General features: G+C 71.0%; 27 protein-coding genes. 12 read left to right on the plus strand and 15 right to left on the minus strand.

The features are described from left to right. The first annotated feature begins 23 nt into the window (after nt 1-23). A complete protein-coding gene (locus ACXJKB_RS12405) occupies nt 24-755 on the plus strand; it encodes a sulfotransferase family 2 domain-containing protein (RefSeq protein ID WP_457188746.1) in 732 nt (243 codons plus the stop codon). A gap of 9 nt (nt 756-764) precedes the next feature. On the opposite strand, the gene ACXJKB_RS12410 is transcribed toward ACXJKB_RS12405, so the two are convergent. From ACXJKB_RS12410 to secD, 3 genes are all read right to left on the minus strand, one after another. After that, a complete protein-coding gene (locus ACXJKB_RS12410; protein ID WP_457188876.1) occupies nt 765-2,759 on the minus strand; it encodes an ATP-dependent DNA helicase in 1,995 nt (664 codons plus the stop codon). A gap of 64 nt (nt 2,760-2,823) precedes the next feature. Further along, the gene (locus tag ACXJKB_RS12415; RefSeq protein ID WP_263575278.1) at nt 2,824-2,955 is read right to left on the minus strand and encodes a hypothetical protein; all 132 of its coding nucleotides are present in this window, start codon (nt 2,953-2,955) and stop codon (nt 2,824-2,826) included. A gap of 134 nt (nt 2,956-3,089) precedes the next feature. Next, nucleotides 3,090-5,375: a protein translocase subunit SecD gene (gene secD / locus ACXJKB_RS12420; protein ID WP_457188749.1), complete on the minus strand. Its 2,286-nt coding sequence runs from the start codon at nt 5,373-5,375 to the stop codon at nt 3,090-3,092. Between the two features lie 210 nt (nt 5,376-5,585). On the opposite strand from secD, the gene ACXJKB_RS12425 reads away from it, so the two are divergent. After that, nucleotides 5,586-7,727, plus strand: coding sequence for a M14 family zinc carboxypeptidase (locus tag ACXJKB_RS12425; RefSeq protein ID WP_457188750.1), 2,142 nt, complete (start codon nt 5,586-5,588; stop codon nt 7,725-7,727). Between the two features lie 114 nt (nt 7,728-7,841). Here the strand turns inward: ACXJKB_RS12425 and hflX are convergent, their stop codons facing one another. From hflX to ACXJKB_RS12460, 7 genes are all read right to left on the minus strand, one after another. After that, nucleotides 7,842-9,377: a GTPase HflX gene (gene hflX, locus ACXJKB_RS12430; RefSeq protein ID WP_457188752.1), complete on the minus strand. Its 1,536-nt coding sequence runs from the start codon at nt 9,375-9,377 to the stop codon at nt 7,842-7,844. 72 nt (nt 9,378-9,449) lie between these two features. Beyond that, complete coding sequence (locus ACXJKB_RS12435) at nt 9,450-10,154, minus strand: NYN domain-containing protein (protein WP_457188754.1); 705 nt, start codon at nt 10,152-10,154, stop codon at nt 9,450-9,452. Nucleotides 10,155-10,290: 136 nt separating this feature from the next. After that, on the minus strand, nt 10,291-11,067 hold the full coding sequence (locus ACXJKB_RS12440) for an SDR family oxidoreductase (RefSeq protein ID WP_191193199.1): 777 nt from the start codon (nt 11,065-11,067) through the stop codon (nt 10,291-10,293). Nucleotides 11,068-11,230: 163 nt separating this feature from the next. Next, a complete protein-coding gene (dapF, locus tag ACXJKB_RS12445) occupies nt 11,231-12,016 on the minus strand; it encodes a diaminopimelate epimerase (RefSeq protein WP_457188756.1) in 786 nt (261 codons plus the stop codon). Nucleotides 12,017-12,045: 29 nt separating this feature from the next. Next, nucleotides 12,046-13,914, minus strand: coding sequence for a gamma-glutamyltransferase (gene ggt / locus ACXJKB_RS12450; RefSeq protein WP_457188758.1), 1,869 nt, complete (start codon nt 13,912-13,914; stop codon nt 12,046-12,048). A 78-nt stretch (nt 13,915-13,992) separates the two neighbouring features. Next, complete coding sequence (locus ACXJKB_RS12455) at nt 13,993-14,511, minus strand: dihydrofolate reductase family protein (RefSeq protein WP_457188760.1); 519 nt, start codon at nt 14,509-14,511, stop codon at nt 13,993-13,995. A gap of 48 nt (nt 14,512-14,559) precedes the next feature. Beyond that, nucleotides 14,560-15,135, minus strand: coding sequence for a TetR/AcrR family transcriptional regulator (locus ACXJKB_RS12460; protein WP_457188762.1), 576 nt, complete (start codon nt 15,133-15,135; stop codon nt 14,560-14,562). A gap of 66 nt (nt 15,136-15,201) precedes the next feature. On the opposite strand from ACXJKB_RS12460, the gene ACXJKB_RS12465 reads away from it, so the two are divergent. Continuing rightward, nucleotides 15,202-15,831 carry an NAD(P)H-dependent oxidoreductase gene (locus tag ACXJKB_RS12465; RefSeq protein ID WP_457188764.1) on the plus strand — a complete coding sequence of 210 codons (630 nt, stop codon included), beginning with the start codon at nt 15,202-15,204 and terminating at the stop codon, nt 15,829-15,831. Nucleotide 15,832: 1 nt separating this feature from the next. Here ACXJKB_RS12465 and miaA read toward each other — a convergent pair whose 3' ends face one another. Then, entirely contained in the window at nt 15,833-16,747 is a 915-nt protein-coding gene (gene miaA / locus ACXJKB_RS12470) for a tRNA (adenosine(37)-N6)-dimethylallyltransferase MiaA (RefSeq protein WP_457188766.1), read from the minus strand. A gap of 85 nt (nt 16,748-16,832) precedes the next feature. On the opposite strand from miaA, the gene ACXJKB_RS12475 reads away from it, so the two are divergent. From ACXJKB_RS12475 to ACXJKB_RS12485, 3 genes are read left to right on the plus strand one after another with little or no spacing between them, the layout of a single operon-like run. Further along, complete coding sequence (locus ACXJKB_RS12475; protein WP_300046964.1) at nt 16,833-17,051, plus strand: antitoxin; 219 nt, start codon at nt 16,833-16,835, stop codon at nt 17,049-17,051. Between the two features lie 20 nt (nt 17,052-17,071). Next, complete coding sequence (locus ACXJKB_RS12480) at nt 17,072-17,599, plus strand: NUDIX domain-containing protein (RefSeq protein ID WP_457188768.1); 528 nt, start codon at nt 17,072-17,074, stop codon at nt 17,597-17,599. After that, the gene (locus tag ACXJKB_RS12485; protein ID WP_457188770.1) at nt 17,596-17,904 is read left to right on the plus strand and encodes a hypothetical protein; all 309 of its coding nucleotides are present in this window, start codon (nt 17,596-17,598) and stop codon (nt 17,902-17,904) included. The genes ACXJKB_RS12480 and ACXJKB_RS12485 overlap by 4 nt, the downstream gene beginning before the upstream one ends. 51 nt (nt 17,905-17,955) lie before the next feature. On the opposite strand, the gene miaB is transcribed toward ACXJKB_RS12485, so the two are convergent. Further along, the gene (gene miaB / locus ACXJKB_RS12490) at nt 17,956-19,461 is read right to left on the minus strand and encodes a tRNA (N6-isopentenyl adenosine(37)-C2)-methylthiotransferase MiaB (RefSeq protein WP_457188772.1); all 1,506 of its coding nucleotides are present in this window, start codon (nt 19,459-19,461) and stop codon (nt 17,956-17,958) included. A 68-nt stretch (nt 19,462-19,529) separates the two neighbouring features. Between miaB and ACXJKB_RS12495 the strand changes: the two genes are divergently transcribed. The 5 genes from ACXJKB_RS12495 to ACXJKB_RS12515 all read left to right on the plus strand — a co-directional run bounded on the left by ACXJKB_RS12495 (nt 19,530) and on the right by ACXJKB_RS12515 (nt 23,466). Then, nucleotides 19,530-20,027, plus strand: coding sequence for a 2'-5' RNA ligase family protein (locus ACXJKB_RS12495; protein ID WP_457188774.1), 498 nt, complete (start codon nt 19,530-19,532; stop codon nt 20,025-20,027). A 59-nt stretch (nt 20,028-20,086) separates the two neighbouring features. Next, nucleotides 20,087-20,863: an amino acid ABC transporter ATP-binding protein gene (locus ACXJKB_RS12500; protein WP_457188776.1), complete on the plus strand. Its 777-nt coding sequence runs from the start codon at nt 20,087-20,089 to the stop codon at nt 20,861-20,863. Between the two features lie 51 nt (nt 20,864-20,914). Then, on the plus strand, nt 20,915-21,805 hold the full coding sequence (locus tag ACXJKB_RS12505) for a glutamate ABC transporter substrate-binding protein (protein WP_457188778.1): 891 nt from the start codon (nt 20,915-20,917) through the stop codon (nt 21,803-21,805). 114 nt (nt 21,806-21,919) lie between these two features. Further along, nucleotides 21,920-22,609: an amino acid ABC transporter permease gene (locus tag ACXJKB_RS12510; RefSeq protein ID WP_457188780.1), complete on the plus strand. Its 690-nt coding sequence runs from the start codon at nt 21,920-21,922 to the stop codon at nt 22,607-22,609. Next, entirely contained in the window at nt 22,606-23,466 is an 861-nt protein-coding gene (locus ACXJKB_RS12515) for an amino acid ABC transporter permease (RefSeq protein WP_457188782.1), read from the plus strand. Before ACXJKB_RS12510 ends, ACXJKB_RS12515 begins: the two co-directional genes overlap by 4 nt. Before the next feature lie 52 nt (nt 23,467-23,518). On the opposite strand, the gene ACXJKB_RS12520 is transcribed toward ACXJKB_RS12515, so the two are convergent. From ACXJKB_RS12520 to ACXJKB_RS12530, 3 genes are all read right to left on the minus strand, one after another. Continuing rightward, entirely contained in the window at nt 23,519-24,016 is a 498-nt protein-coding gene (locus ACXJKB_RS12520; protein WP_457188784.1) for a hotdog fold domain-containing protein, read from the minus strand. Between the two features lie 120 nt (nt 24,017-24,136). Continuing rightward, the gene (locus ACXJKB_RS12525; RefSeq protein WP_457188786.1) at nt 24,137-24,499 is read right to left on the minus strand and encodes a VOC family protein; all 363 of its coding nucleotides are present in this window, start codon (nt 24,497-24,499) and stop codon (nt 24,137-24,139) included. 11 nt (nt 24,500-24,510) lie between these two features. Next, nucleotides 24,511-25,314, minus strand: coding sequence for a trans-aconitate 2-methyltransferase (locus ACXJKB_RS12530; protein ID WP_457188788.1), 804 nt, complete (start codon nt 25,312-25,314; stop codon nt 24,511-24,513). Between the two features lie 202 nt (nt 25,315-25,516). Here ACXJKB_RS12530 and ACXJKB_RS12535 point away from each other — a divergent pair, with 202 nt between their 5' ends. Further along, nucleotides 25,517-26,002 carry a MarR family winged helix-turn-helix transcriptional regulator gene (locus ACXJKB_RS12535; protein WP_457188790.1) on the plus strand — a complete coding sequence of 162 codons (486 nt, stop codon included), beginning with the start codon at nt 25,517-25,519 and terminating at the stop codon, nt 26,000-26,002. The last annotated feature ends 7 nt before the right edge of the window (nt 26,003-26,009 follow it).

Below are 26,009 nucleotides of genomic sequence, written 5' to 3' on the forward strand. Positions count from 1 at the left end.
GCGGTCCGTGTAGCCTCGCGGCGATGTCTGCCGCCGGCCCCGACGCTCCCTCACCGGAGCTCTTCCGCACCCGTCCGGGCAACCGGCGCCGGCTGACCCCGGACGCACAGGCCGAGGTGGACCGTCTGGCCGCTGCAGGCGAGGCGTCCGCGTGGCTCAGCCCGTTGGCGTACAACCTCACCATCAGCCACAGCCACCGGTTCGTCTGGTACCGCGTGGCCAAGGTCGCGACGCGCACCATCCGCCACCACTGCGAGACGCACGGCGTGAGCATGGACGTCGACCACGCGATGCGGGTCCGCTACCCCGTGGCCAGCTTCGCCGACTACTTCACCTTCGCCTTCGTGCGCGACCCGCTGGACCGCTTCGTCTCCGCGTGGCACGACAAGGTCGTCGACAACAACTACTACGACTTCGACCCCGCAACCCACGAGCGGATGCAGGTGGTCGAGGAGTTCGCCCGCTGGACCGCCGTGCAGGACCTGTCCGCCGTGCCGGGCACCGACCAGCACCTGACCCTGCAGAGCCGGATGATCGACCTCAACCGGGTCGACTTCGTCGGCCGGCTGGAGACGTTCGACCGCGACTTCGCCGAGGTGTGCGAGCGCATCGGCGCGCCCGCCGTGCCGTCGGCGCCGAAGAACCAGACCGCCCCCGGCGGCCGCGACCGGCAGGCCTCCGACGAGCTCCGGGCGCTGGTGGCCACGATGTACCGACGCGACTACCAGGTCTTCGGCTACGAGCCGCTGGCCTGAGTCGGCTGGCTAGGACTGCCCCAACCGCTTGAGCGCCTGCCGCGCGAGCGCCGGGTCGGTGGTCGACCACATCGGCGGCAGTGACGCCTTGAGGAAGCGGCCGTAGCGCGCGGTCTCGAGGCGCGGGTCGAGCACGGCGACGATGCCGCGGTCGGAGGTCGTGCGGATGAGGCGGCCCGCACCCTGCGCGAGCAGGAGCGCGGCGTGGGTGGCGGCGACCTGCATGAAGCCGTTGCCGCCCGCCTGGTCGGCGGCCTTCTGGCGCGCGGACATCAGCGGGTCGTCGGGCCGCGGGAACGGGATCCGGTCGATGATCACCAGCTGGCAGGTGTCGCCCGGGACGTCGAGGCCCTGCCACAGCGAGAGCGTGCCGAAGAGACAGGTGTGGGGGTCCTCGACGAACTGCTTGGCGAGCTCGGGCAGCTGGGCGTCGCCCTGCGCGAGCGTGGTCAGGTGGGGCAGGCGCGTCCGCACGGCCTCGGCCGCGGTCTCCGCGGCGCGCCGGGACGAGAACAGTCCGAGCGTGCGGCCGTCGAGGGCGTCGACGAGGTCGCAGATCTCGTCGAGCTGCGCAGGGCCGAGGCCGTCGCGGCCGGGCTGCGGGAGGTGGCGGGCGACGTAGAGGATCGACTGCTGGCCGTAGTCGAAGGGCGAGCCGACGTCGATGCCCTTCCACGGCAGCGCGTCGTCGGCATCGGTGGTGGCCACCTGGTGGCCGACCCGCTCGGTGGGCTTGAGGCCGAGCGAGGTGGCGACGGCGCCGAACTCGCCGCCGAGCATCAGCGTCGCGCTGGTGAACACGACGGTCTTGTCGGTGAGCAGCTTGTCGCGCATCGGGCCCCACACCTGCAGGGGCGCGACGTGGAGGCGGGCCGGGAAGCGGTCGCGGGCCTCGCCCAACCACAGCACGTCAGCCTGGGAGCCGGCCGCCATCCGCTCGGCGTTGACGAAGACCTCCTGCACCATGCCCTTGGCCTGGGTGCGGCCGGCGTCGGCCTCTCCCTCGCCCCCGGACTCGCGCGGGAACGCCGACAGGCACCCGCGCGCCGCGTCCCGCACGAGCACGAGGGCGTCGGAGAGCTGGACCGACACCTGGTCGATGCGGCCGGGAGGGGTCGCCTCGATCGCCTCGGCGAGCTGCTGCGCAGCGTCCTCGAGGTCGCCCGCCGGGTCGCCGTCACCGTCGGTCCAGCGCATGGCGCGGCGAGCGGCCCGCTCGATGTCGGACACCCCGAGCTCGTCGGTCGCCGCCTGGGTGACGCGCGCGGTCAGCTCGTGGGCCTCGTCGATGACGACCGTGTCGTAGTCGGGGATCATCGGCACGTCCTCGATCGCGTCGATCGCGAGGAGGGAGTGGTTGGTGACGATCAGGTGGCTGCGGTGCGCCTTCTCGCGCGCGAGCTCGGCGAAGCACTCCGCCCCGAAGGGGCACTTGCTCGCACCGAGGCACTCGCGGTGGTTGACCGAGACCTGCCGCCACTCACGGTCGGTGTGGCGCGGGGCGTTGTCGCGCTCACCGCTGCCGCCCTGCTCGGTCTCCTCCTCGGCCCACGCCCGCAGCTCGAGGACCTTCTCGGCCATCGCCCCGAGAGGAACGTCGACGAGCGTGCCCTGGTCGTCGGGGACGCCGGCGCGGACCCGGTGGAGGCAGGCGTAGTTGGAGCGGCCCTTGAGGACGGCGTACGACGTGTCGAGGCCGGGCACGTCCTTGACCGCCTCGACCAGCCTGGGGAGGTCACGCTCGACGAGCTGGTGCTGCAGGGCGAGGGTCGCGGTGGCGACCACGACGCGCTTGTCGTGGAGCATCGCCGGGACGAGGTAGCCCAGCGACTTGCCGGTGCCGGTGCCGGCCTGCACGAGGAGGTGGCGGCCCTCCTGCATCGCCTCGGCGACCTCGGTCGCCATCTCCACCTGGCCGTCGCGCTGCTGCCCGCCGAGGGCGGCGACCGCCGTGCTCAGAACCTCGCTGACGGGCGCGGGGGCAGTGGCGGTCTCGGGCACCAGAGCACCCTACGTGGCGGCGCCGACGCTCCGTCGTACGCCGTCCACAGAGGCCGTCAGAAGTCGGTCAGTAGTTCTTCTTGCGGCCGATCTGGCGCTCGATGCGCCGCTCGGGCTGGCCGAGCACGCGGGCAAGGATCTTGACCCGGTAGCGGTAGGCGACCACGCCCAGGACGACGATCAGCAGGATCCACAACATGCGCCGATCCTACGCGGCACCGACAACGTCGACCTGCACGCGAAGTCCGACACCTGGAGGGGGTTGCAACCCCCTCCACGCGACGAAGTCCCCGCACGAGCGGGGACTTCGACACGGACAGACGGACAGACGGGTCAGACGACCGCGCCGGAGTCCTCGGGCGTCCGCTCGACCTTCTCCTTCTTCACCCGGCTCATCGGCCACTTCTGGTGGAAGTAGGTGAGGAGCGGGGTGGCGACCACGACCGAGGAGAACGTGCCGACCACGAGGCCGACGAGCAGCGCGATCGCGAAGTCCTGGAGCGAGTCGCCGCCGAGGACGACGAGCGCGGCCAGGATGAACATCGACCCGAGGCCGGTGTTGACCGTGCGCGGGATGGTCTCGACGGCGGCCCGGTTGGAGATCTCCATGAAGTCGTCGTCGGGCTTCGAGCCCCACCAGCGTTCGCGGATGCGGTCGAAGACGACGACGGTGTCGTTGACCGACAGACCGACGATCGTCATCGCCGCTGCCAGGAAGATGCCGTCGATCGGCTTATGCAGCCACGCGAAGAGACCGACGACCAGGATCACGTCGTGCGCCATCGCCAGCACGGCGGCGACACCGAAGGTCCACTTGAAGCGGATGGCGAGGTAGAGCAGCTGGGCCAGGAACGCGACACCGAAGGCGATGAGCGCGTTGTTGCGCAGCTGGTCACCGAGCGAGGCGCCGATCGTCTGGTCGTCGACCTTGTCGACCGTGCCACCGACGGCGGCGAGCTCCTGCTCGATCCGCTGCTCCTCGTCGTTGGAGATCTCGCCGGTGCGGACGGTGAAGTCGGCGGTGTCGGCGGTCTGCACCACGGCCTCGGGGAAGCCGGCGGCGGCGACGGCCTCGCGCGCCTGGTCGACCGTGATGTCCTTGCTGAGCGAGTAGTCGAGCTGGCGGCCACCGGTGAACTCGACGCCGAGCTGGAGGCCCTGGGTGGCGATGCCGGCGATGGCGACGACGAGCGCCGCGGCAGAGATGCCCAGCCACGTCTTGCGACGCTTCATCAGCTGGGGGTCCTTGCGGTCCAGCCAGAGGCGCACCTTGCCGTGGTGGCTGAGGCCGCTGATGGCGGGATGGTTGGCGACCGGCTTGTTGGACACGGCGAGGTCGCACAGCACACGGGCGACGATCAGCGCCGAGACCATCGAGGCGATGACACCGATCGACAGCGTGACACCGAAGCCCTTGATCGGCCCGGAGCCGAGGAAGAACAGCAGGCCGGCGGCCAGCAGGGTGGTGACGTTGGAGTCGATGATCGCGCTCCACGCCTTGTTGAAGCCGACCGAGAGGGCGCGTCTGAGTCCCGCAGACGGGTAGGCGACGTACTCCTCCCTCGCTCTCTCGAAGACGAGCACGTTCGCGTCGATCGCCATGCCGATGGCGAGCACGAATCCCGCGAGTCCGGGCAGCGTCAGCGTCGAGCCCAGCCCGACCAGCATGGCGTAGGCGAGCAGGGCGTACGACGCCAGCGCGAGCGTGGCCGCGAAGCCGACGAGGCGGTAGACGAAGATGATGAAGAGGCCGGTCAGCGCGATACCGATGATGCCGGCCTCGATGGACGCATCGATGGCCGCGGCACCCAGCGAGGGGCCGACGAGGCGGTCCGAGATCGCCTTCAGCTCGAGCGGCAGCGCGCCGCCCTCGATCAGCGCGGCCAGGTCCTTGGCCTCGGTCGTGGTGAAGTTGCCGGTGATGTCGGTGGAGCCGCCGCGGATGCCGACGTCGCAGCCCACCGTCTCGTTGACCTCGGGCGAGGAGATGACCTCGCCGTCGAGGACGATCGCGATGCGGCGCTTGGGGTCGCCGGACGGGTTGCAGGCGGCCTTGCCGGTGATGTCGGCCCAGGTCTTCCCGCCGGCGCCGTTGAAGTCGATCGACACGACCCACTCGACGCTCTGGTCGCGCTGCACGGCGCTCGCGCCGCTGATCTCCTCGCCCTGGATGACCGTGGGGCCGACCTCGATCGTGTCGCCCTGGTCGGACGGCAGGACCTGGTTGTCCTTCTTGGCGGGCTTGGCGTCCGGCTGGGCGGTGCCGATCACCTCGTGGATGGTCAGCTTGGCGGTGCTGCCGATGCGCTCCTCGGCCTGCTGGGCCTCCTCGTCGTTGGTGACGCCGGGCAGCTCGACGAGGATCCGGTTCTCGCCCTGGCGTGCCAGCGTGGACTCGGCGACACCGAGGGCGTCGACGCGGCCGCGGAGCACCTCGAGGGTCTTGTCGACGTTCTCCGCGCTGGCGGGGGTCTGCTCGGTGCCCTCCGCCTCGAAGATGAACTGCGCTCCACCGCGGAGGTCGAGTCCGAGGTTGGGCTTGACGTTGACGGCGAGCGCGAGACACCCGACCAGGAGTCCGACGACGAGGAAGAAGCGGACCCAGACACCACGTGACATGCGCGACATCCTCCATGACAAGACTTCGAACGCCCGAATCCGGGCACGGACGGGTCAACGGGTGGCCGCAGCGGAAGGTTCCGGAAGGTTCCGTGACACAAAACGCCAGCGACTGTACGCCGTCGTGGGTATCGACACGGCAGCAGCCCGCAGTGTTGTGTGGATCACACTCGCGATCCCCCCTCGCGGGACAACCTTCCGGGAGCACACATGTCACCACGCATTCCACTTCCACGCGCCGGCGCCACCAGGCTGGCCACCGTCACCGCCCTCGTCGCCGCAGGACTCGCCGCCACCGCGGCGGGCGCCACGGGCAGCGCTGGGCGCGACGACGCACCACGCGACCTGGCCCGCACCGCTGACAGCGACGCGACCCAGATCGTCATGGTGAAGGCACCGACGGTCGACGACCGCAACGAGGTGATCGCCCTCGGTCTCGACGTGACCGAGCACGCCAACCAGCGCGGCATCGAGGTCGTCCTCCACGACGCGCAGGACGCCCAGACCCTGCGCGACGCGGGCTTCACCTGGCGGGTCACCGTCAAGGACCTCGAGGCGCTGACGAAGAAGAACCGCAAGGCCGACAAGGTGTACGCCGCCTCGGTGGCCGCGTCGGGGCTGCCCAGCGGCCGGACGTCCTACCGCACCTACGCCGACTACCTCAGCGACATGGACAAGCTCGCTCGCGACTACCCGTCCATGACCCGCCCGCTGACGCTGCCCAACAAGACCGTCCTCGGTGAGGACATCCGCGGCATCGAGGTCACCGTCGACGCCGACAACGTCAAGGACGGCAAGCCGACCTTCCTGCTCATGGGCGCCCACCACGCCCGCGAGTGGCCCAGCGCCGAGCACACCATGGAGTTCGCCTTCGACCTCCTGCAGTCCTACAAGGCCGGGGACGCGCGGGCGCGCGACCTGCTGTCCCGCTCGCGGGTCATCCTGGTGCCGGTCGTGAACGTCGACGGCTTCAAGATCTCGCGCGCTGCAGCGCCGCTCGGTGACTTCTCCACCTTCGACTACGAGATGAAGCGCAAGAACTGCTCGATCTCGGTCGCCACCCCGGCCCAGTACACGACCGGGTCGTGCGACAACAACCTCGCCGGACGCCTGCGCGGCACCGACCTCAACCGCAACTACCCCGGCTTCTGGGGCGGCGGCGGCGCGAGCCCCGTCTGGTCGAGCGACACCTTCCGCGGCGACGGACCCGGCAGCGAGCCCGAGAGCGACGCGGTCCGCAAGCTCATCTCCGAGCGTGCGGTGACGGTGATGATCTCCAACCACACCTTCAGCAACCTGGTGCTGCGTCCCCCGGCCATCGCCGCCACCGGCCTGGCGATCGACGAGCCCGAGCTGAAGGCCCTCGGCGACGCGATGGCGTCGAAGAACGACTACGTCAGCCAGGCGTCGTACCAGCTCTACGACACGTCGGGCTCGACCGAGGACTGGAGCTACTGGATCACCGGTGGCTTCGGCTACACCTTCGAGATCGGTGACGAGGGCTTCCACCCGGCCTACGAGAACGCGGTGGTCGGCGAGTACCTCGGCCTGGCACCCGCTGCCGGCGCCGGGCTCGGCGGCAACCGCGAGGCGTACTGGCTCGCGCTGCAGGCGGCCGCCGACCGCGACCTGCACTCGGTCATCAGCGGCACGGCCCCGGCCAAGCACACGATCAGCGTGTCGAAGACCGTGACGTCGGAGACCTCGCCGGTCATCCAGCTCAACGGCACGACCGGAGCACCGCTGCTCTACACCGACAACCTGCGCACCGACTACACGTCCAAGGGCGGCAGGTTCGACTTCGACGTCAACCCGTCGACCCGGCCGCTCGTGATGGGCCGCTACGGCCGTGAGGCCCAGGCGCCGCCGCAGGCGCCGATCACGCTGACCAACCCGGCCAACGTCCCGCCGGTCGGGAGCAGCGAGTTCGTGACGTTCGACGTGCAGGGCATGCCGGCAGTGGACAACGGCTTCCTCGTGGTGTCCGTCAACTGGCCGGCGACCGCCGACCCGGAGGCCCAGGACTGGGACTTCTTCCTCACCGGTCCTGACGGCGAGCCCGTCGGGTCGGGCGCCACGCTGGCCAACCCCGAGGTGATCCGGATCCCCGACCCGCAGCCGGGGACGTACACCCTCGAGGCCAACAACTACGCCGGCGGCTCGGCGCAGTACGACTGGTCCGGGGCGGTCACCTTCGAGGGACCGACCCCGCCCAGCCCGACCGGCACCAAGGAGGCCTGGCTGCTGAGCTGCGCCGACAAGCGCGGCAACGTGCTGGCGACGCGCGAGGTGGTCGTCGACCGCGGCGAGACCATCGACGTCGGCAACGCCTGCAAGAGGGTCAAGGGCTGAGTCATCGACCTGTTCAGGGATCCCCGGTCAGCCGGGGATCCCTGAGCTCGTCGGCCCGTGCAAGGCCTGACAACGTCAGCGATCCCCGGTCAGCCGGGGATCGCTGAAGGCGTTTCAGCGTGCGTACGCCTCGAGCTCGCCGGCGAGGTCGGCGTTGGCCCGACCGACCACGAGCGTTCCGTCGCCGGTGTGCTCCATCGAGCCGATCTCGGCCTCCTGGTGGATCCGGTTGACCAGGTCGCCGCGCTCGTAGGGCAGCAGCACGTCGAACTCGACCTGCGGCCGGGGCAGCTCGGACTCGATGGTCCGCAGCGCGTCGTCGACGCCCTCGCCGGTCTTGGCGCTCACGACCACGCTGTGCGGCTCGCGCGCCCGCAGCCGGCTGATCACCATCGGGTCGGCGGCGTCGGCCTTGTTGATCACGATGATCTCGGGGACCTTGTCCGCACCGATCTCGGCGAGCACCTCGCGCACCGCGGCGATCTGGCCCTCGGGGTCGGGGTGCGACCCGTCGACGACGTGCAGGAGCAGGTCGGAGTCGGCGACCTCCTCCAGCGTCGAGCGGAACGCCTCGACCAGGCCGTGGGGCAGGTGGCGCACGAACCCGACCGTGTCGGACATCGTGTAGACGCGGCCGTCACTGGTCGTCGTACGCCGCGTGGTGGGGTCGAGGGTCGCGAACAGGGAGTCCTCCACGAGGACGCCCGCGTCGGTCAACCGGTTGAGGAGCGAGGACTTGCCCGCGTTGGTGTAGCCGGCGATCGCGACGCTGGGGATGTGGTTGCGACGCCGCGACTGGCGCTTGACGTCGCGGGTGCCGCGCATCTCCTTGAGCTCGCGGCGCAGCTTGGCGATCTTGGTGTTGATGCGGCGCCGGTCGGTCTCGATCTTGGTCTCGCCGGGGCCGCGGCCACCGATGCCGTCACCGCCGGCGGCACGGCCACCGGCCTGGCGGGAGAGGTTGCCACCCCAGCCGCGGAGGCGCTGCTTCATGTACTGCAGCTGCGCCAGCTCGACCTGCGCCTGGCCCTCCTTGGACTTCGCGTGCTGCGCGAAGATGTCGAGGATCAGCGCGGTCCGGTCGACGACCTTGACCTTGATCTTGTCCTCGAGGTTGCGCAGCTGGCTGGGCGCGAGCTCGCCGTCGCAGATCACGGTGTCGGCGCCGGTCGCCTGGACGATCTCGCGGATCGCCTCGACCTTGCCGCGACCGATGAAGGTCGCCGGGTCGGGCGACTGGCGGCGCTGGAAGACGGCCTCCAGCACCTCGGAGCCGGCGGTCTCGKCGAGCAGCGCGAGCTCGGCCATCGAGTTCTCGGCGTCGGTCACGGTGCCGCCGGTCCACACGCCGACGAGCACGACCTTCTCCAGACGGAGCTGGCGGTACTCGACCTCGGTGATGTCCTCGAGCTCGGTGCGCAGGCTCGCCACGCGTCGCAGGGCGTGCCGCTCGGCCAGCTCCTGGGCGCCGACCGTGAGCTCCTCGGGGTCGGCGTCGTCGTAGCCGCCGTCGTCGGCGTAGCCGGACTCGCCGAACTCATCGAAGGGGGCGTCCTCGAGCAGCTCGTCGTCGAGCTGGATCGTGTCGTCGTCCCAGGCGCGGGTGGCGTCGAGGGCGTCACGGAGGTTGAAGTCAGGTGCGTTCGTCATATGCCGACAAGGGTAGGTCGCCCGGGCTCACCTGCGCGAACGGTTTCGCGCAGGGCTGACGCGCGCCCGGTCTCAGGCGCGGTGCCGCCCGGCCGCGACCGAGGGCTCCCCCACGAGCGAGCCCTCGTCCACGAACTCGTCGCACGCCGCCCGTACGTCGTGCGGCGTGTGCCCGGGACCGACCACCACGACGCGTACGCCGGCCGCGTGCAGGCGGTGCAGCAGCGGGAGCATCGAGGTCATGTCGCCGGCCAGGACGACCTCGTCGACGGAGGCCTCACGGGCGATGTCGACGGCGTCGATGGCCAACGCCACGCGCGCCTGCTCGTCGTCGTCGGCGAACTGGTGGAAGGAGTGCAGCCCCTGGCGGCGCAGGTGCTCGACCCACGACCCGAGGTCCGAGGAGGTCCAGTCGGCGTAGGCGCGGCACACCGTGATCGAGCCGCGTCCGGGCAGCCGCTCCAGCAGCCCGGCGGCGGCGTCCGCGGAGATACGGCGGGCGTCGATGAGCACGGCGACGCGCCTCGCGTGGTCCGGCTCGCCCCCGGCGGGTCGGCGCGGAAGGGTGCGGACCACGGCGGGGCCGCTCGGTGCGTCAGGCACGACGACAGGCCGCTCGGCTCGGGCGGTCGTACCGTCGGACGCGGCCGGGCCAGGCGGCTGCGGCTCGGCGCGCTGCGTCCCGCCGCGGCGTACCCCCATCCACCGTCGTACGAGCGATGCCAGCTCGTTGTCGTCGCTGTCAGCCGCTGCGCGCGGCTCCACCACGTTGGTCATCGACGCCCCCCACAGGCTGTAGATGCATGCTTCCCTCGGGCACCATCCACCCTTTCGGGCGACCCGCGCGTGGGATCTCCCGAATCGTGGACGACGGTCTGGACCAGTCAGGCAGCCGTCGTGGAGGGGGCAGACCTCACTTGGGTGGCATCCGGATGCCGCCGTCGACGCGGATCGTCTCGCCGTTCATGTAGGAGTTCGTCAGGCACTCCACGACCATGCTGGCGAGCTCCTCGGCGTGACCGAGGCGCTTGGGGAACAGCACGTTCTGGCCGAGGTTGGCCTTGAACTCGTCGGGGTTGGGGAACGCGTCGTAGATCGGGGTGTCGATCAGCCCGGGCGCCACGGTGTTGAGACGGATGCCGGCCGCGGACAGGTCGCGCGCGACGGGGAGGGTCATGCCGACGACGCCGCCCTTGGAGGCGGAGTACGACGCCTGGCCGATCTGGCCGTCGAAGGCGGCGACCGAGGCGAGGTTGACGATCGCGCCGCGCTGGCCGTCGGCGTCGGGCTCGTTGCGGCTCATCACGGTCGCGGCCTGGCGCGTCATGTCGAAGGTGCCGATGAGGTTGATCTCGACGACCTTGCGGAAGGCGTCGAGGTCGTGCGCCTGCTCCAGCAGCCCGTCGCGACCGATGGTGCGCTGCGCCCAGCCGATGCCCGCGGAGTTCACGCACGCGCGCAGCGGCGCGATCTCGGCGGCTGCCTCGACGGCGGCCGCGACCTGGTCGGTCTTCGTCACGTCGACGGAGGCGAAGACGCCGCCGATCTCGGCGGCCAGCGCCTCGCCCTTCTCGGCGTTGAGGTCGGCGACGACGACGACCGCACCCTTCGCAGCGAGGGCGCGGGCGACGGCGGCACCGATGCCGCTCGCGCCGCCGGTGACGATGGCGGTGGATCCGGTGATGTCCATGATCCGGATGCTATGAGACGGGCATCGACGACCGACGCAGGAGGTCGGCGAGTGGGTCCGGGGTCTCGGTACAGCCGTGCGCGCCTTCGTTCCTCAGCCGCGCGGCCACTCGACGTGGTCGAGCCCACCCGTCGACCTCGTTCCTCGGTCGACGCTGCTCTCCTCACAGGTCGGTGACGCCCTCGGCGACGAGCACGGCGGGGCCGGTCATCAGCACCCGGTCGTCCTCGGTCCACACGATGTGCAGGGTGCCGCCGGGGACGTCCACGCGGTACGTCGTCCCGCGAGGGGCGTCGTCGGCCAGCGCCGTGGCGACGGCCACCGCACATGCGCCGGTGCCGCACGAGCGGGTCTCGCCCGACCCGCGCTCGTGGACGCGCATCGCGACGTGGCGCTCACCGCGGCGCACCACGAACTCGACGTTGACACCCTCGGGGTAGATCGCGTCGTCGTGCTCCGGCGGCTCGATGAGCGGGCCCGGCTCGGCCAGGTTGTCGACGTAGGCCACGGCGTGCGGGTTGCCCATCGAGACGTGGAGCGCCGGCCACGACCGGCCCATCACCGACACCTCGGTCTCGCCCAGCACCTCGGGCGTGCCCATGTCGGCGGTGTACTCGTCGCCGGACCGGTCGAGGACCTTCACCCCGGCGCGGGTCCGGATGCTCATCGGGAAGGCCTCGCCCTCGCGCTCGTGGAGGTAGCGCGCGAAGACCCGGATGCCGTTGCCGCACATCTCGCTGACAGACCCGTCAGCGTTGCGGTAGTCCATGAACCACCCGTCGCCCTCACGGACCGCCCGCAGCACCCCGTCGCCGCCGATGCCCGAGCGCCGGTCGCACAGCGCGCGCACGCGCTCCTCGGACAGGTCGCCGTGGAGGGTGCCGTCGGCGTCGGGCAGCACCACGAAGTCGTTCTCCGTGCCGTGGCCCTTGAGGAAGGGGTAGCTCACGCGAGGAAGTGTCCCACCTCGACGGGCAGCTAGCGGGCGTCGACCACCTTCGCCGAGCCCTTGCCCCGTCGGCTCGGCTCGGCCACCGCGGTCATCCGGTTGCGCGGACCGAGCTCGATCGCCGTCGCCGCGCCGATCTCGGCGGCGCTGGTGAACGCGTCGCCCGCCGGGACGAGGGTGTGACCGAGGGCGGTGAGCGCCGGTCCGTAGGTCGCGATGAACGCCGGCTCGGCGGTCACGTTGGCGGTGTTGCGCTGGGTGGCGCGCGGTGCCGCGATCGCCTCCTCGATCGTCATGCCGAGGTCGATGCGGTTGACCAGCATCTGCAGCACGGTCGTGATGATCGTCGAGCCGCCGGGCGAGCCGAGCGCCAGGAACGGCTTGCCGTCCTTGAGCACGATCGTCGGCGACATCGAGCTGCGCGGACGCTTGCCCGGCTGGATGCGGTTGGGGTCGGCGGCGTCGTACACCGTCGAGAAGTCGGTGAGCTCGTTGTTGAGCAGGAAGCCGTAGCCCGGGACGACCATGCCCGAGCCGCCGGTCTGCTCGATGGTGAGGGTGTACTCGACGACGTTGCCCCACTGGTCGGCGACCGTGAGGTTGGTGGTCGAGATGTTCTCGGTGTCGGCGTCGGTCGTGCCCTTCGCCGACGACGCGGCGGTGCACACGCCGTCGTAGGACGTCACGTCGCCGGCCGGGACCGGCTTGGTCGCTGCCTTCGTCGGGTTGAGCGAGCAGGCGCGCTCCACGGCGAACCGGTCGTCGAGGAGCCGCTTGGTCGGGACGTCGACGAAGGCCGGGTCGCCGACGTACTTGCCGCGGTCGGCGTAGGCCAGGGCGCTGGCCTCGAGGTAGTGGTGGAGCGCCTGCTCGGGCGTCATCGCCGAGAGGTCGTAGCGCTCGAGGATGTTGAGCGCCTCACCGACGGTCGTGCCGCCCGACGACGACGGCGCCATGCCGTAGACGTCGTGGCCGCGGTAGCCCGTCTTCGCGGCGCGCTGCGAGCGGACCTTGTAGTCGCGCAGGTCGCGGGCGGTGAGCCAGCCGGCGGGCACGGGGAGGTCGGTGTTCTTGGTCGTGCGCGGCTTGCGAACCACCTCCGACATGAGCCGCGCCAGCTTGCCGCGGTAGAACGCCTTGGTGCCGCGCTGGGCGATCAGGTCGTAGGTGTCGGCCAGCTCGGGGTTGCGGAAGATCGAGCCGATCTTCGGTGCGTCGCCCTTGGGCAGGAAGAGCTTCTTGGAGTCCTTGAACGCCGCGAAGCGCACCTCGTTGTCGAGGGTCTGCTGGCGGAAGGTCTCGTCGACCTTGAACCCACGACGCGCGACCTTGGTGGCCGGCGCGAGCGCCTCGCCGAGCGACCACGTGCCCCAGTTGTCGAGCGCCTTGTCCCAGGTGGCGAGGGAGCCGGGCGTGCCGACGCTCGCACCGCTGGTCACGAGGTCGGGGGTGAACGTGTAGGGCTTGCCCGTCGCGGGGTCGATGAACGCGTCCTGCGGCATCTTCATCGGTGCGGTCTCGCGGCCGTCGAGGGTGCGGACCTTGCCGGACTTCGCGTTGTAGTAGACGAAGTAGCCGCCACCGCCGATGCCCGCGCTGTAGGGCTCGGTGACGCCGAGCGTCGCCGCTGCCGCCACCGCGGCGTCGACGGCGTTGCCGCCCGCCTTGAGCACCTTGAGCCCGGCCGCGCTCGCCTCGGGGTCGACCGTGCTGATCGCGCCGCCCTTGCCGACCGCGGTCGGGTCCTTGACGGTCGGGCGGTCAGAGGTGGTCGACGGCGCTGGCGCTGCCTGCGCGGCCGACTGGGCGGGGACCGGCGTGGCGACCAGCGCTGCGGCGACGGCCAGTCCACTGGCAGCCGAGACGCCGGCGGTGACGCGGCGGGCGAGGTAGGGCATGGGGATCCTCCCGAGAGTCGATGGCACCACCCTGCCGCGGCCCCCACGGGTTGTCCAACACCCCCGGGGGTGCGTCGGTCAGCGGACGACCGAGTATCGGCCACACATGAAGTCGCGGTTGCGGGCGACCTCCTCGAGGCGCAGCTCGACGTGACGCGGCAGCACGGGAGCGCCCCTGCCGATGGTCACCGGCGCGTACTGGATCCACACCTCGTCGAGCAGGCCCGCGTCGTGGAACTGCCCGACCAGCTCGCCACCGCCGACCACCCACAGGTCCTTGCCGTCGGCGGCCTCGGTCATCTCGGCGTGGATGCGCGGGACGTCGTCGCGGTCGAACCGCACGCTCGGCGGCGCCTCCGGGAAGGTGCGGTGGGTCAGCACCCACGTCGGCAGCGGACCCCACGGGTCGTCGTCGTGGTCGAGGATCCACTGCCACGTGGTGGCGCCCATCGCGCACGCCCCGAGCCGCTCACGGAACCCCGGGTAGGCCATCGGGCCCTCCATGTCGATGTCGCGCGAGGTCAGCCAGTCGAGCGAGTGGTCGTCGGTCGCGATGAAGCCGTCGAGCGTGGAACCGGTGTAGTAGATCGTCGCCATCGGACCACCATGGCACCGACCACCGACACCGCGCTTGATCGATCGTGCCTACCGGACGAGGGCGTCGAGCGCCGGCTGGGCCGCCTCGACGGGCAGGTGCCCGAGGGTGATCAGCTGCGCCATCCCGTGCACGGTCGACCACAGCGCCGCCGAGAGGGCCATCGGGTCGCGGCCCGAGTAGCCGGGCTCCTGCACCAGCTGCCCGACCAGGGAACCGAGCAGCTCCTCGTTGCGGGCGATCAACGGCGCCATCTCCGCGCTCGGCGCGCCGGCGGCGCAGTAGTCGGGGTCGAAGACCAGCGCGAACGCCTGCGGGTGGGCGGCGGCGTAGCTGACGTAGGCCAGCCCGAGCGCCCGCACCTTCTCGACCGTCCCGTCCGCCGCGGCCACCGCCTCCTCCTGCGCGGCCAGCAGCGCCGCCATGCCGCGTACGCCGAGCGCGCTGAGGAGCGCGGCCCGGTCGCCGAAGTGGTGGTAGGGCGCGTTGTGGCTCACCCCGGCGCGGCGGGCGACCTCACGCAGGCTGATCTTCGCCGCGGACGTGGTCTCGAGCAGGTCGAGCGCGGCGTCCTCGAGCGCGGCCTGGAGATTGCCGTGGTGGTATCCGCTCGCAGATCTTGACATGAGCAACATCCTACTCCAATGTGGACGTTGTCCAGATTCTTGTCACTGTCCAGATAGGAGCCCGCCATGGGCAACGTCCTCGTCATCGACGGCCACCCCGACCCCGCCTCGCTCACCGCGCACCTCGCCACGTCGTACGCCGCCGGTGCCGGCGCCTCCGCCACCTCGCTCGTGCTGCGCGACCTCGACTTCGACCTCACCCTCCGCACGGGCTACCGCAGCCCGCAGGTGCTCGAGCCCGACCTCGCCCGTGCCCAGGCGCTGCTCGAGTGGGCCGACCACGTCGCTGTCTTCACCCCGCTGTGGTGGGGCTCGGTGCCTGCCCTCCTCAAGGGCTTCTTCGACCGCACGCTCGAGCGCGGCTGGGCCTTCCGCTACAAGGACAACGGCATGCCCGAGGGCCTCCTCGCCGGTCGCACCGGCCGGCTCGGGGTCACCTCCGACTCGCCGCGGTGGTACCTCCCGTTCGTCGGCGACAGCACCGTCAAGCAGGTCCGCGGCCGCACGATGGAGTTCTGCGGCATCAAGCCGACCAGGCTGACGCGGTACGCCGACGTCCGCGGCCGCACGGAGGAGCAGCTCGCCACCTGGATCCGGGAGGCGGCCGACCTCGGGGCCGCCGACGCCGCTCGCCCGGGTCGCCCCGACCGACCGGGCCACCCCGACGTCGTACGACCGGAGCCGGCCGCGGCCTGACTCAGCCGCCGAGCCGCTCGACCGCCCCGACCGCCTTCTCCACGCGGTCGGGGTCGTCGTGCGCGACCCACACGATGCGCGGGTCCTTGCGGAACCACGAGTCCTGGCGGCGCGCGAAGCGGCGGGTGGCGACGGTCGTCTGCTCGATCGCCTCGGTGAGGGTGCGGTCGCCGGCGAGGTAGCCCATCACCTCCCGGTAGCCGATGGCCCGCGAGGCGGTGCGCGCGTCGGCGAGGCCGCGGGCGAGCAGCGCCTCGACCTCCTCGACGAACCCGCCCGCGAACATGTCCTCGACCCGCCGGGCGATCCGCACGTCGAGCGTCGGCCGGTCGATGTCGACGCCGACCTGCACGGTCAGCGGGTCGACGTACTCCAGCCGCGGGAGGCTCGCGCTGTAGGGCCTTCCGGTGAGCGCGACGACCTCCAGGGCGCGGACGACGCGGCGCCCGTTGTCAGGCAGGATCTGCGTGGCTGCGTCGGGGTCGACCCCCGCCAGCCGCCGGTGCAGTGCGTGGCTGCCGACCCGCTCGAGCTCGACCTCGAGCTCGCGGCGCAGCGACTCGTCGGTGCCGGGGAACTCGAAGCGGTCGACGATCGCGCGGGTGTAGAGGGCCGAGCCGCCGACCAGCACGGGGGTGGCGTCGCGGCCGCGGATGTCGGCGATCGCGTCGCGCGCCCAGCCCTGGAAGAGCGCGACGGTCGCCGGCGCGGTGAGCTCGTAGAGGTCGAGCAGGTGGTGCGGGATCCCGCGGCGCTCCGACTCCGGCAGCTTGGCCGTGCCGACGTCCATCCCGCGGTAGACCTGCATCGCGTCGGTGTTGACGACCTCTCCCCCGAGGCGCTCCGCCAGGTCGAGGCTCAGGCCCGTCTTGCCCGACGCCGTGGCACCGACGAGGGCGACGACCGGACGAGGCATGCCCCGATTGTCGCAGCGTGGCTAGTCTCGGCAGCGCCGGTGTCCTCATCCGCCAGGGTGGCCGGAGATGTCCCGAGGAGGACCCATGAGCTTCATGGACAAGGCGAAGGCCAAGCTCACCGAGGCCGTCGACCAGCACGGCGACAAGATCGCGCAGGGCATCGACAAGGCGGGCAGTGTCGTCAACGAGAAGACCGGCGGCAAGCACGCCGACAAGATCGACCAGGCCACCGGCAAGGCGCGCGACGCCCTCGACTCCCTCGACGGCAAGAACGACGACATCCCGCCCGGCACCACCCGCTGACCGACGCCTACGGTGAGCGCGTGACCGACCGCTTCGCCCTCGTCCCGGCGTCCTACGTCTACCTGCTGCGCGACCGGGCCGACGGCACGGAGGTGCTCCTCCAGCAACGAGGGCCGGTCCCCTACATGGCCGGCCACTGGGCGGCCGCAGCCGCCGGGCACGTCGAGCCCGGCGAGACGGCGTACGACGCCGCGAGCCGCGAGGCGTTCGAGGAGCTCGGCATCACCGACCTCGACCTCGACTTCGTGCTCACCATGCAGCGCAGCCAGTTCGGCCCCGCCGTCGAGGAGCGGGTCGACTGGTTCTTCACCGCGCGCTCGTGGACCGGCGAGCCGCGGATCGTCGAGCCTGACAAGGCGGCGTCGCTGGGGTGGTTCGCGCTGGACGCCCTCCCCGAGCCGATGGTGCCGCACGAGGCCCATGCCCTCGCGCACCTCTTCTCCGGGGTCGGCTACCTCACCTTCGGGTGGGACGCTCGCCCGAGCGGGGGTGGCCCGAGCGCGACGGCCGCGACAGGATCCACTGAGACCCAGGGAGGGAATCGATGAACGACGAAGAACTGAGCCCGATGCCCGAGCCGTACGCCGAGGAGCCCCAGCTGGTGCCCGGTGGCGTCGACGCATTGAACGAGGACCCGGCCGACGCGGGTCTTGCGCGTGACCTGAACCCCGACGACAACCCCGCCGTCGACGACGTCCTGCCCGACGAGATCGCCGAGCCGGACGAGAAGCCGCAGGCGCCCGAGGGCGAGGCGGAGGACAAGGAGTCCGACACCCCCCGGGGCTCCGACTCCGAGGACGGACCCAGCGCCGGCCAGGAGGCCGAGGACGGCTCGCCCGAGCCTCCGGCCTGAGCGCTGCCGGCCGCCCGGATATCCGGGGATCGCGCGGCCGGGCAGAGGCCGTCAGCCGCAGGCGTTGGCCGCGGGCGGGAGGGGTGCGGGCACGCCGACCGACGGCATGCMGAGCCCGACGGCGGACGCGGCCGGCGGGGCGGACGTACGACGCTCCCAGGCGTCGCCGGCGCGGGTGCGGCGGACCGACTGGATCGCGCTGTCGGCGACGAGGTGGTGCGGGGCGGCGTAGGTGATCTCGACGGTCACCATGTCGCCGGGTCGCACCGAGTCCTCCGGCACCGCCGAGAAGTCGGCGGCGAAGTGGACGAGGCGGTTGTCACGCGCACGGCCGGAGAGGCGCTTCGTCTCGGCGTTCTTGCGGCCCTCGCCCTCGGCGACCATCAGCTCGACGGTGCGACCGACGAGCGCCGTGTTCTCCGACCAGGCGATCTCGTCGACGACCTCGGCCAGGCGCAGGTAGCGGTCCTTGACCACCTCAGGCGGGACCTGGTCCTCGAGGACCGCGGCCGGGGTGCCGGGGCGCTTGGAGTACTGGAAGGTGAAGGCCGAGGAGAAGCGGGCGGCCCGCACGACGTCGAGCGTCGCCTGGAAGTCCTCCTCGGTCTCGCCGGGGAAGCCCACGATGATGTCGGTGGTGATCGCCGCGTCGGGGATCGCGGCCCGCACCCGCTCGATGATCCCGAGGTACTTCGACTGGCGGTAGGACCGGCGCATCGCTCGCAGGACCGCGTCCGATCCCGACTGCAGCGGCATGTGGAGCGACGGCATCACGTTGGGCGTCTCGGCCATCGCCTCGATGACGTCGTCGGTGAACTCCGCGGGGTGCGGGGAGGTGAAGCGCACCCGCTCCAGCCCCTCGATCGAACCGCAGGCGCGCAGCAGCTTGGAGAAGGCCTGGCGGTCGCCGAACTCGACGCCGTAGGCGTTGACGTTCTGGCCCAGCAGGGTGATCTCGGTGACGCCCTCGGCGACCAGCGCCTCGACCTCGGCGAGGATCTCGCCGGGCCGACGGTCCTTCTCCTTGCCGCGCAGCGCCGGCACGATGCAGAACGTGCAGGTGTTGTTGCACCCGACCGAGATGGACACCCAGGCGGCGTACGCCGACTCGCGCTTGGTGGGCAGTGTCGAGGGGAAGACCGACAGCGACTCGAGGATCTCGACCTGCGCCTCCTCGGCGACCCGTGCCCGCTCGAGCAGCACCGGCAGCGAGCCGATGTTGTGGGTGCCGAAGACGACGTCGACGTAGGGCGCCTTCTCGGTGATCGTCGCGCGGTCCTTCTGCGCGAGGCAGCCGCCGACGGCGATCTGCATACCCGGGCGGGCGGCCTTCACCGGCGCGAGGTGGCTCAGGTTGCCGTAGAGCTTGTTGTCGGCGTTCTCCCGCACCGCGCAGGTGTTGAAGACGACGACGTCGGCCTGCTCGTCCGAGCCGGCGCGGACGTAGCCCGCGTCCTCCAGCAGGCCGCTGAGCCGTTCGGAGTCGTGGACGTTCATCTGGCACCCGTGGGTCTTGACCTCGTAGGTGCGTGCGGGGGTCTCTGCGACGGCGCTCATCTCGGGGTCAAGGGTACGGCGGCCGGCGGGGGCCCGGGAATCGCGAGGCCGCGACCTAGGCTCGCGGCATGCCCCGCATGCACGCGCTCGAGCTGCTGCCCGACGACGCCGGCTGCGACGTCGTACGCCGTGACTGGCAGGCGCTGCGCGACGTGGGCCTGCCCTCCCAGCTCGACCACCGCGGCGCCACCAACAGCCCGCACGTCACGGCGCTGGCCGCGCCGGCGCTCGGCGCGGACGACGAGCAACGCGCCGCCGAGCTGGTGGCGAGGCTGCTGCCGGTGGAGGTTCGGGCGTCGGGGATCGCGATCCTCGGCGGTCATCGCGTCTCGGTCGTGCGGGTGCTCGACGTCCCGGACGAGCTGGCGCGCGCCGTGCTCAAGCTCCGGTCGCAGGTGCGCGACGCGCAGCACCTGGGGTGGCTGCCGCACGTCACCCTGGCCCGGCGGATGGACCGCGCCGACGTGGGCCGCGCCGTGGAGGCGCTGGGGCACGAGGACGTGGTCCTGACGCTCACGTCGCTGCGCCGCTGGGACCCCGACGCGGGAATCGTCACCACTCTGTAATAGTCCGAACGGGCCATGCGTGATGGCCCTTGCGGTCCACGTGCCGATAGGTTGCGCCTATGACCGCGCAGGAATCGGGCACCGTCAGCGCCGGCCGGGGTGAGCCCCTCGTCGTGCTGGACGGCGTCCAGAAGCACTTCGGGCAGCTCCACGCACTCAAGGACATCGAGCTCACCGTCAAGCGCGGCGAGGTCGTGGTCGTGATCGGGCCGTCCGGCTCGGGCAAGTCCACGCTCTGCCGCACGATCAACCGGTTGGAGACGATCGACGAGGGCACGATCACCCTCGACGGCAAGGACCTCCCGCAGGAGGGCAAGGCGCTCGCCGCCCTGCGCGCCGAGGTCGGCATGGTCTTCCAGAGCTTCAACCTCTTCGCCCACAAGACGATCCTCGAGAACGTCACGCTCGGCCCGATCAAGGTCCGCGGCATGGGCAAGGCCGAGGCCGAGAAGAAGGCGCGCGAGCTCCTCGACCGCGTCGGCGTCGGCCACCAGGCCGAGAAGTACCCCGCCATGCTCTCCGGCGGCCAGCAGCAGCGCGTGGCCATCGCCCGTGCGCTGGCGATGGAGCCGAAGGTGATGCTCTTCGACGAGCCGACCTCCGCGCTCGACCCGGAGATGATCAAGGAGGTCCTCGACGTCATGGTCGACCTCGCCGAGCAGGGCATGACGATGGTCGTCGTCACCCACGAGATGGGCTTCGCCCGCACGGCTGCGGACCGCGTCGTCTTCATGGCCGACGGCGCGATCATCGAGGAGAACACCCCGGAGGAGTTCTTCACCCACCCCCGCTCGGACCGCGCCAAGGACTTCCTCGGCAAGATCCTCAAGCACTGAGGCATCGCGTCCGACCACGAGTTCCCGCACCACAGACATAGGGAGAAGCAGATGCGATTCATCCGTACCAAGGCCGTCATCGCGACGGTCGGGCTCGCCCTCTCGCTCGCTGCCTGCGGCGACGCAGGTGACGACGGCGGCGAGACCACCGACGTCGAGGTCCAGGAGAACGCCGGCGACGAGTTCGACGACGGGACGGCGATGAAGGAGTTCGCCGACTCGGGCGAGATCACCATCGGCGTGAAGTACGACCAGCCCGGTATCGGCTTCAAGGGCGCCACCGACGACATGCCGGTCGGCTTCGACCCCGAGATCGGCAAGATCCTCGCCGGGTCGCTCGGCATCGCCCCCGAGGACATCACCTGGAAGGAGACCATCTCCGACAACCGTGAGCCGTTCCTCGAGGAGGGCGAGGTCGACCTCGTCATCGCGTCCTACTCCATCACCGACGAGCGTCGCCAGGTCGTCGGCCAGGCCGGCCCCTACTACGTCACCGGCCAGCAGCTGCTCGTGGGCTCGGACAGCGACATCGAGACCCTCGACGACGTCAAGGGCAAGGAGGTGTGCTCGGTGACGGGMTCCACCTCCTTGGACAACATCAAGGCCGAGGGTGCGAAGCCGCGCGGCTTCGACACCTACTCCGAGTGCGTCGACCAGGTCCTCAGCGGCACCGTCGACGCGATGACGACCGACGGTGCGATCCTGCTCGGCTACGCCGCTGAGCACCCCGACGACCTCAAGGTCGTCGTCGACCCGTTCTCCGAGGAGCGCTACGGCGTCGGCTACAGCCTGGACAAGCCCGAGATGTGCCAGTGGATCGTCGACACCCTCACGAAGGCCGAGGACGACGGCGACTGGGCCACGGCCTTCGAGGCCACCCTGGGCCAGTCGGGCGTCGACACGCCCGAGCCGCCGGCCATGGACGAGTGCCCGGCCGCCTGACGCAGCACCACCGCACCACCTGCATCACCGACGAATCACCATTGAACCACCACTGATCGGACGCCGGCGGGCCGCGAGGCCCGCCGGCGTCCCGCAGAGAGGAGCCCGCAGCCCATGGACGCGGTGATCTCGAACTTCGACGAGTACCTCAAGGCGTTCGGCCTGACGATCGGGCTGTTCGTCGTCTCCGGCATCGCCTCGCTGGTGCTCGGCACCATCCTCGCCGTCCTCCGGGTCGGCCCGGTGTCGATCCTCAACAAGGCAGCGTCGCTCTACGTCACGCTGTTCCGCAACACCCCGCTGCTGATGATCTTCGTCTTCATCTTCATCGCGATGCCGGTGCTGGGCTACAACTTCAAGATCGTCGAGAACATCGAGATCGCGGGCTACAACGTCTCGGCCTTCTTCTTCCGCGCCTGCCTCGCGCTCACCCTCTACACCTCCGCCTTCGTCTGCGAGGCGCTGCGCTCCGGCGTCAACGCCGTCCCGCTCGGACAGGCCGAGGCGGGCCGCGCGATCGGCCTCACCTTCTCCCAGTCGATGACCCTCGTCATCCTTCCCCAGGCCACGCGCGCGGTGATCCCCCCGATGACCAGCGTGATGATCGCCCTGGCCAAGAACACCTCCGTGGCGGCGGCCTTCGGCCTCGCCGAGGCGACGGCCACGATGCGCGGCTTCACCAACAACAACGCCGACGAGCGGATCGGGATCTTCCTCGCGTTCGCGATCGGCTACATCGTCGTCGTCGAGGTCATCTCGCTGTCGTCCTACCTCGTCGAGCGAAAGGTGAGGGTGGTCCGATGAGCGCCTCAGTCCTCTTCGACGCGCCCGGTCCCAGGACGGTCGCCCGGCACCGCGTCTACACCGTCATCAGCATCGCCGCGCTGGTCGCGATGGTCGCCTTCGCGATCTGGAAGCTCTACGACGCCGGGCAGCTCGAGTACGCGCTCTGGGAGCCGTTCGTCACCCCCGAGTACGTCCAGTACATCCTCGTGGACGGCCTCCTCGAGACCCTCAAGATGGCGTTCTTCTCGATCATCTTCGCGGTGGTCTTCGGCCTCGTCTTCGGTGTCGCCAAGCTGTCCGACCGCGGCTGGATCCGCTGGCCGGCGTGGCTGGTCGTGGAGTTCTTCCGCGCCGTCCCCGTCCTGCTCCTGATGGTCTTCGCGTTCTTCCTGCTCGCCATCGGCAACGGGCCGCTGTCGTCGTTCTGGTGCGTGGTCATCGCCCTGACCCTCTACAACGGGTCGGTGCTCGCCGAGGTGTTCCGTGCCGGCATCAACGCCGTGCCGCGTGGCCAGGCCGAGGCGGCGTACGCCATCGGCATGCGCAAGTCGCAGGTGATGACCACGGTGCTGCTCCCGCAGGCGATCAAGATCATGCTCCCGGCCATCATCAGCCAGATGGTCGTCGCGCTGAAGGACACCAGCCTCGGCTACTACATCCTCGCGCCCGGCCTGACGGCGGTGGCCAAGCCGATCTACCTCGAGTTCGGCAACCAGGTGCCGACGGCCATCGTCATCACCGGCATCTACGTGGCGGTCAACCTGGTCCTCACGTGGATCGCGACCCTCGTGCAGAAGCGCCTGGTCGGGGAGAAGAAGGTGCTCGACGTGCCGATGGTGGGCGCCCCGACAGGACCCGGCGCACCCGTCGTCTAGCGCTGGGGTCGGGTCTTCTCGAACGGATGCGCCCTCGCAGGCTCGGGCGCACTCAAGACGTCGACGTCCGTCGCTGCGCTCCGGTCCTCTCGGTCACCCAGAGCCGGATCTCGCCCTCGACGACGACGGTGCCGTCGGTGCGTACGCCCCGCACGCGCACCGGCAGGTCGTACCCCTCCCCCACCTCTGCCGTCCACTGCCCGGGGTCGGTCTCGGCGATGCACGTGATGTCGGTCGTGGCCTTGGCGGTGTAGGCCACCTCCATGCCCTTCGGGATCCAGCGCCGGTCGCGCGGGATCGTCGACTCGGCCAGCGCCCCCATGGCGGCCTCGAGGCCGTTGCACAGCGCGATCGCGTGCACCGTCCCGATGTGGTTGTGCACCCCGCGACGCTTCGGGATGACGAGCTCGACGTGGTCCGGTCCGACCACGGTGAACCGCGGCCGGATGGAGGCGAAGTACGGCGCCTTCTGGGCGAAGGCGATCGAGAAGACCCGGGTGCCCAGCGGGAGCGCGGAGGTCTTCTTCCAGAGGTCGAGGACGGTAGCCATGCCGCGATGCTACCAGCGGGTAACTTCGGGGTGCGTCAGCTCCGGCGGGCGGCCCAGACCCGGCCACCGTAGGGATYGCACCGGATCCAGCCGAGGTGCCCCCATTCTGGGGACGGCCCGTCAGACCGGCTGCAGCACCTCGACCCGGTTGCCGTGGCCGTCGAAGGCGTGGAGCCGGACGTGGCCGGGGAACGAGTCCCGCTGGCTCTCGTCGACCTCGAAGCCGAGGCTGCGCAGCCGACCGGCCACCGCGGCCAGGTCGTCGACGACGAAGGCCGGGTGCGCCTTGCGCGCCGGTGCGAACGGGGCCTCGACGCCGACGTGCAGCTCGGCCGCCACGGAGCCCCCGTCGTCGTACGCCCGGAACCAGCATCCGCCGCGCGCGACCAGGTCGGCCGGCTTGTCGACCTCGGTCATGCCGAGCGCCTCGGCGTAGAAGCGGCGGGCCTCGTCCTCTCCCCCGCGCGGGCAGGCGACCTGCACGTGGTGGAGCCTCACGGGACCGGCACGCCCTGCGGCTTGCGCGCCACCACGAAGATGCGCCGGAAGGGCAGGACCACGCGGCCGGCGGCGTCGGCCGGGTAGGCCTCGCGCAGCAGCGACTTGAACTCGTCCTCGAACAGCGGGCGCAGGTCGTCGGGCAACGCCTGCAGCGTCGGGCGGGCCCCGGTCCCGGAGACCCATTCGAAGACGGGGTCCGCACCGGTGAGGACGTGGAGGTACGTCGTCTCCCACGCGTCGACCTCGCAGCCGAGGTCGAGCAGGACCCGGGCGTAGTCCGCCGGGTCGTGGCTCGTCGGGACGCGGGCGTCGCGCACGTGCTCGGCGTACGGCTCACGCGCGGCGAGGTCGGTGCGGGTGGTGTGGCTGGGCTCGTCGAAGTTGCCGGGCACCTGGAAGGCGAACCAGCCACCGGGCTGCAGCCGGTCGACCAGGCCCGGCAGCAGGTCGAGGTGCTCCGGGATCCACTGGAGGGTGGCGTTGGAGACCAGCACGTCGATCGGCGCTCGCATGGCCAGCGGGTCGGGGCGCGCCCACTCACGCAGGTCGCCGACCTCCCAGTGGACGCCGTCGACGGCACGGGCCGCCTCGATCATCTCGGGGCCGCTGTCCACCCCCGTCACCTCGGCGCCGCGCCAGCGGTCGGCCAGCAGGGCGGTGAGGTTGCCGGGGCCGCAGCCGAGGTCGACGACCACGCGCGGGTTCTCGGCGGGCACCCGCGCGAGCAGGTCGACGAACGGCCTGCCGCGCTCGTCGGCGTACGCGAGGTAGCGGTCGGGGTCCCAGGTGTGGCTCATGGCGTCCTCCACAGGTGTTCGGTCGCGGTACCCCACCAGATATCTGGCGACGTCCTGGTAGGTCAACCGGTCGATCCGCCTACCCGGACGGCCTCAGGCACCCGGGTGGAGGAGCGAAGATGTCTTGACATCGAGATACTTCCAGCCTCGCTCGAAACAGTCTCGATGTCAAGATTCTCGACCGATCTGGCACGATGTCGTCATGCGTGACGAGGTGGACGACCTGGTCGAGGCGTGGGGCCGCGAGCGCGGCGACCTCGACCTCGCGCCTGTCGCGGTGTTCTCCCGCATCAGTCGCCTGGCCCGCCACCTCGACCTCGCGCGGCGCGTCGCCTTCACCGCCCACAGCATCGAGTCGTGGGAGTTCGACGTCCTCGCGGCGCTGCGCCGGGCCGGACAGCCGTACGAGCTCTCCCCCGGCCGGCTGCTCCGCGAGACGCTCGTGACCAGCGGCACGATGACCAACCGGGTGGACCGGCTGACCGCACGGGGTCTCGTCGAGCGACTCCCCGACCCCCACGACCGCCGCGGCGTGCTGGTGCGGCTGACCGCCGACGGCAAGGCCTCGGTCGACGGTGCCTTCGAGGCGCTGCTGGCGGCGGAGGCCGACCTGCTCGCCGACCTCTCGGACCGCGACCGCACCCAGCTCGCCGGCCTGCTGCGGTCGCTGCTCGCGCCCTTCAGCTGACGCGCAG

The organism is Nocardioides sp. P5_E3 (assembly GCF_054049275.1).

Bases quoted from the DNA above. Each gene is read 5' to 3' on its own strand.
- secD (WP_457188749.1), bottom strand. From the start codon at position 5,375: ATGTCACGTGGTGTCTGGGTCCGCTTCTTCCTCGTCGTCGGACTCCTG.
- miaA (WP_457188766.1), bottom strand. From the start codon at position 16,747: ATGCCTCGTCCGGTCGTCGCCCTCGTCGGTGCCACGGCGTCGGGCAAG.
- ACXJKB_RS12405 (WP_457188746.1), top strand. From the start codon at position 24: ATGTCTGCCGCCGGCCCCGACGCTCCCTCACCGGAGCTCTTCCGCACC.
- ACXJKB_RS12435 (WP_457188754.1), bottom strand. From the start codon at position 10,154: ATGACCAACGTGGTGGAGCCGCGCGCAGCGGCTGACAGCGACGACAAC.
- ACXJKB_RS12500 (WP_457188776.1), top strand. From the start codon at position 20,087: ATGACCGCGCAGGAATCGGGCACCGTCAGCGCCGGCCGGGGTGAGCCC.
- ACXJKB_RS12515 (WP_457188782.1), top strand. From the start codon at position 22,606: ATGAGCGCCTCAGTCCTCTTCGACGCGCCCGGTCCCAGGACGGTCGCC.
- ACXJKB_RS12495 (WP_457188774.1), top strand. From the start codon at position 19,530: ATGCCCCGCATGCACGCGCTCGAGCTGCTGCCCGACGACGCCGGCTGC.
- ACXJKB_RS12465 (WP_457188764.1), top strand. From the start codon at position 15,202: ATGGGCAACGTCCTCGTCATCGACGGCCACCCCGACCCCGCCTCGCTC.
- ACXJKB_RS12415 (WP_263575278.1), bottom strand. From the start codon at position 2,955: ATGTTGTGGATCCTGCTGATCGTCGTCCTGGGCGTGGTCGCCTACCGC.
- ACXJKB_RS12520 (WP_457188784.1), bottom strand. From the start codon at position 24,016: ATGGCTACCGTCCTCGACCTCTGGAAGAAGACCTCCGCGCTCCCGCTG.
- ACXJKB_RS12530 (WP_457188788.1), bottom strand. From the start codon at position 25,314: ATGAGCCACACCTGGGACCCCGACCGCTACCTCGCGTACGCCGACGAG.
- ACXJKB_RS12535 (WP_457188790.1), top strand. From the start codon at position 25,517: ATGCGTGACGAGGTGGACGACCTGGTCGAGGCGTGGGGCCGCGAGCGC.
- ACXJKB_RS12460 (WP_457188762.1), bottom strand. From the start codon at position 15,135: ATGTCAAGATCTGCGAGCGGATACCACCACGGCAATCTCCAGGCCGCG.
- ACXJKB_RS12485 (WP_457188770.1), top strand. From the start codon at position 17,596: ATGAACGACGAAGAACTGAGCCCGATGCCCGAGCCGTACGCCGAGGAG.
- ACXJKB_RS12475 (WP_300046964.1), top strand. From the start codon at position 16,833: ATGAGCTTCATGGACAAGGCGAAGGCCAAGCTCACCGAGGCCGTCGAC.
- ACXJKB_RS12440 (WP_191193199.1), bottom strand. From the start codon at position 11,067: ATGGACATCACCGGATCCACCGCCATCGTCACCGGCGGCGCGAGCGGC.
- ACXJKB_RS12455 (WP_457188760.1), bottom strand. From the start codon at position 14,511: ATGGCGACGATCTACTACACCGGTTCCACGCTCGACGGCTTCATCGCG.
- ggt (WP_457188758.1), bottom strand. From the start codon at position 13,914: ATGCCCTACCTCGCCCGCCGCGTCACCGCCGGCGTCTCGGCTGCCAGT.
- ACXJKB_RS12425 (WP_457188750.1), top strand. From the start codon at position 5,586: ATGTCACCACGCATTCCACTTCCACGCGCCGGCGCCACCAGGCTGGCC.
- ACXJKB_RS12510 (WP_457188780.1), top strand. From the start codon at position 21,920: ATGGACGCGGTGATCTCGAACTTCGACGAGTACCTCAAGGCGTTCGGC.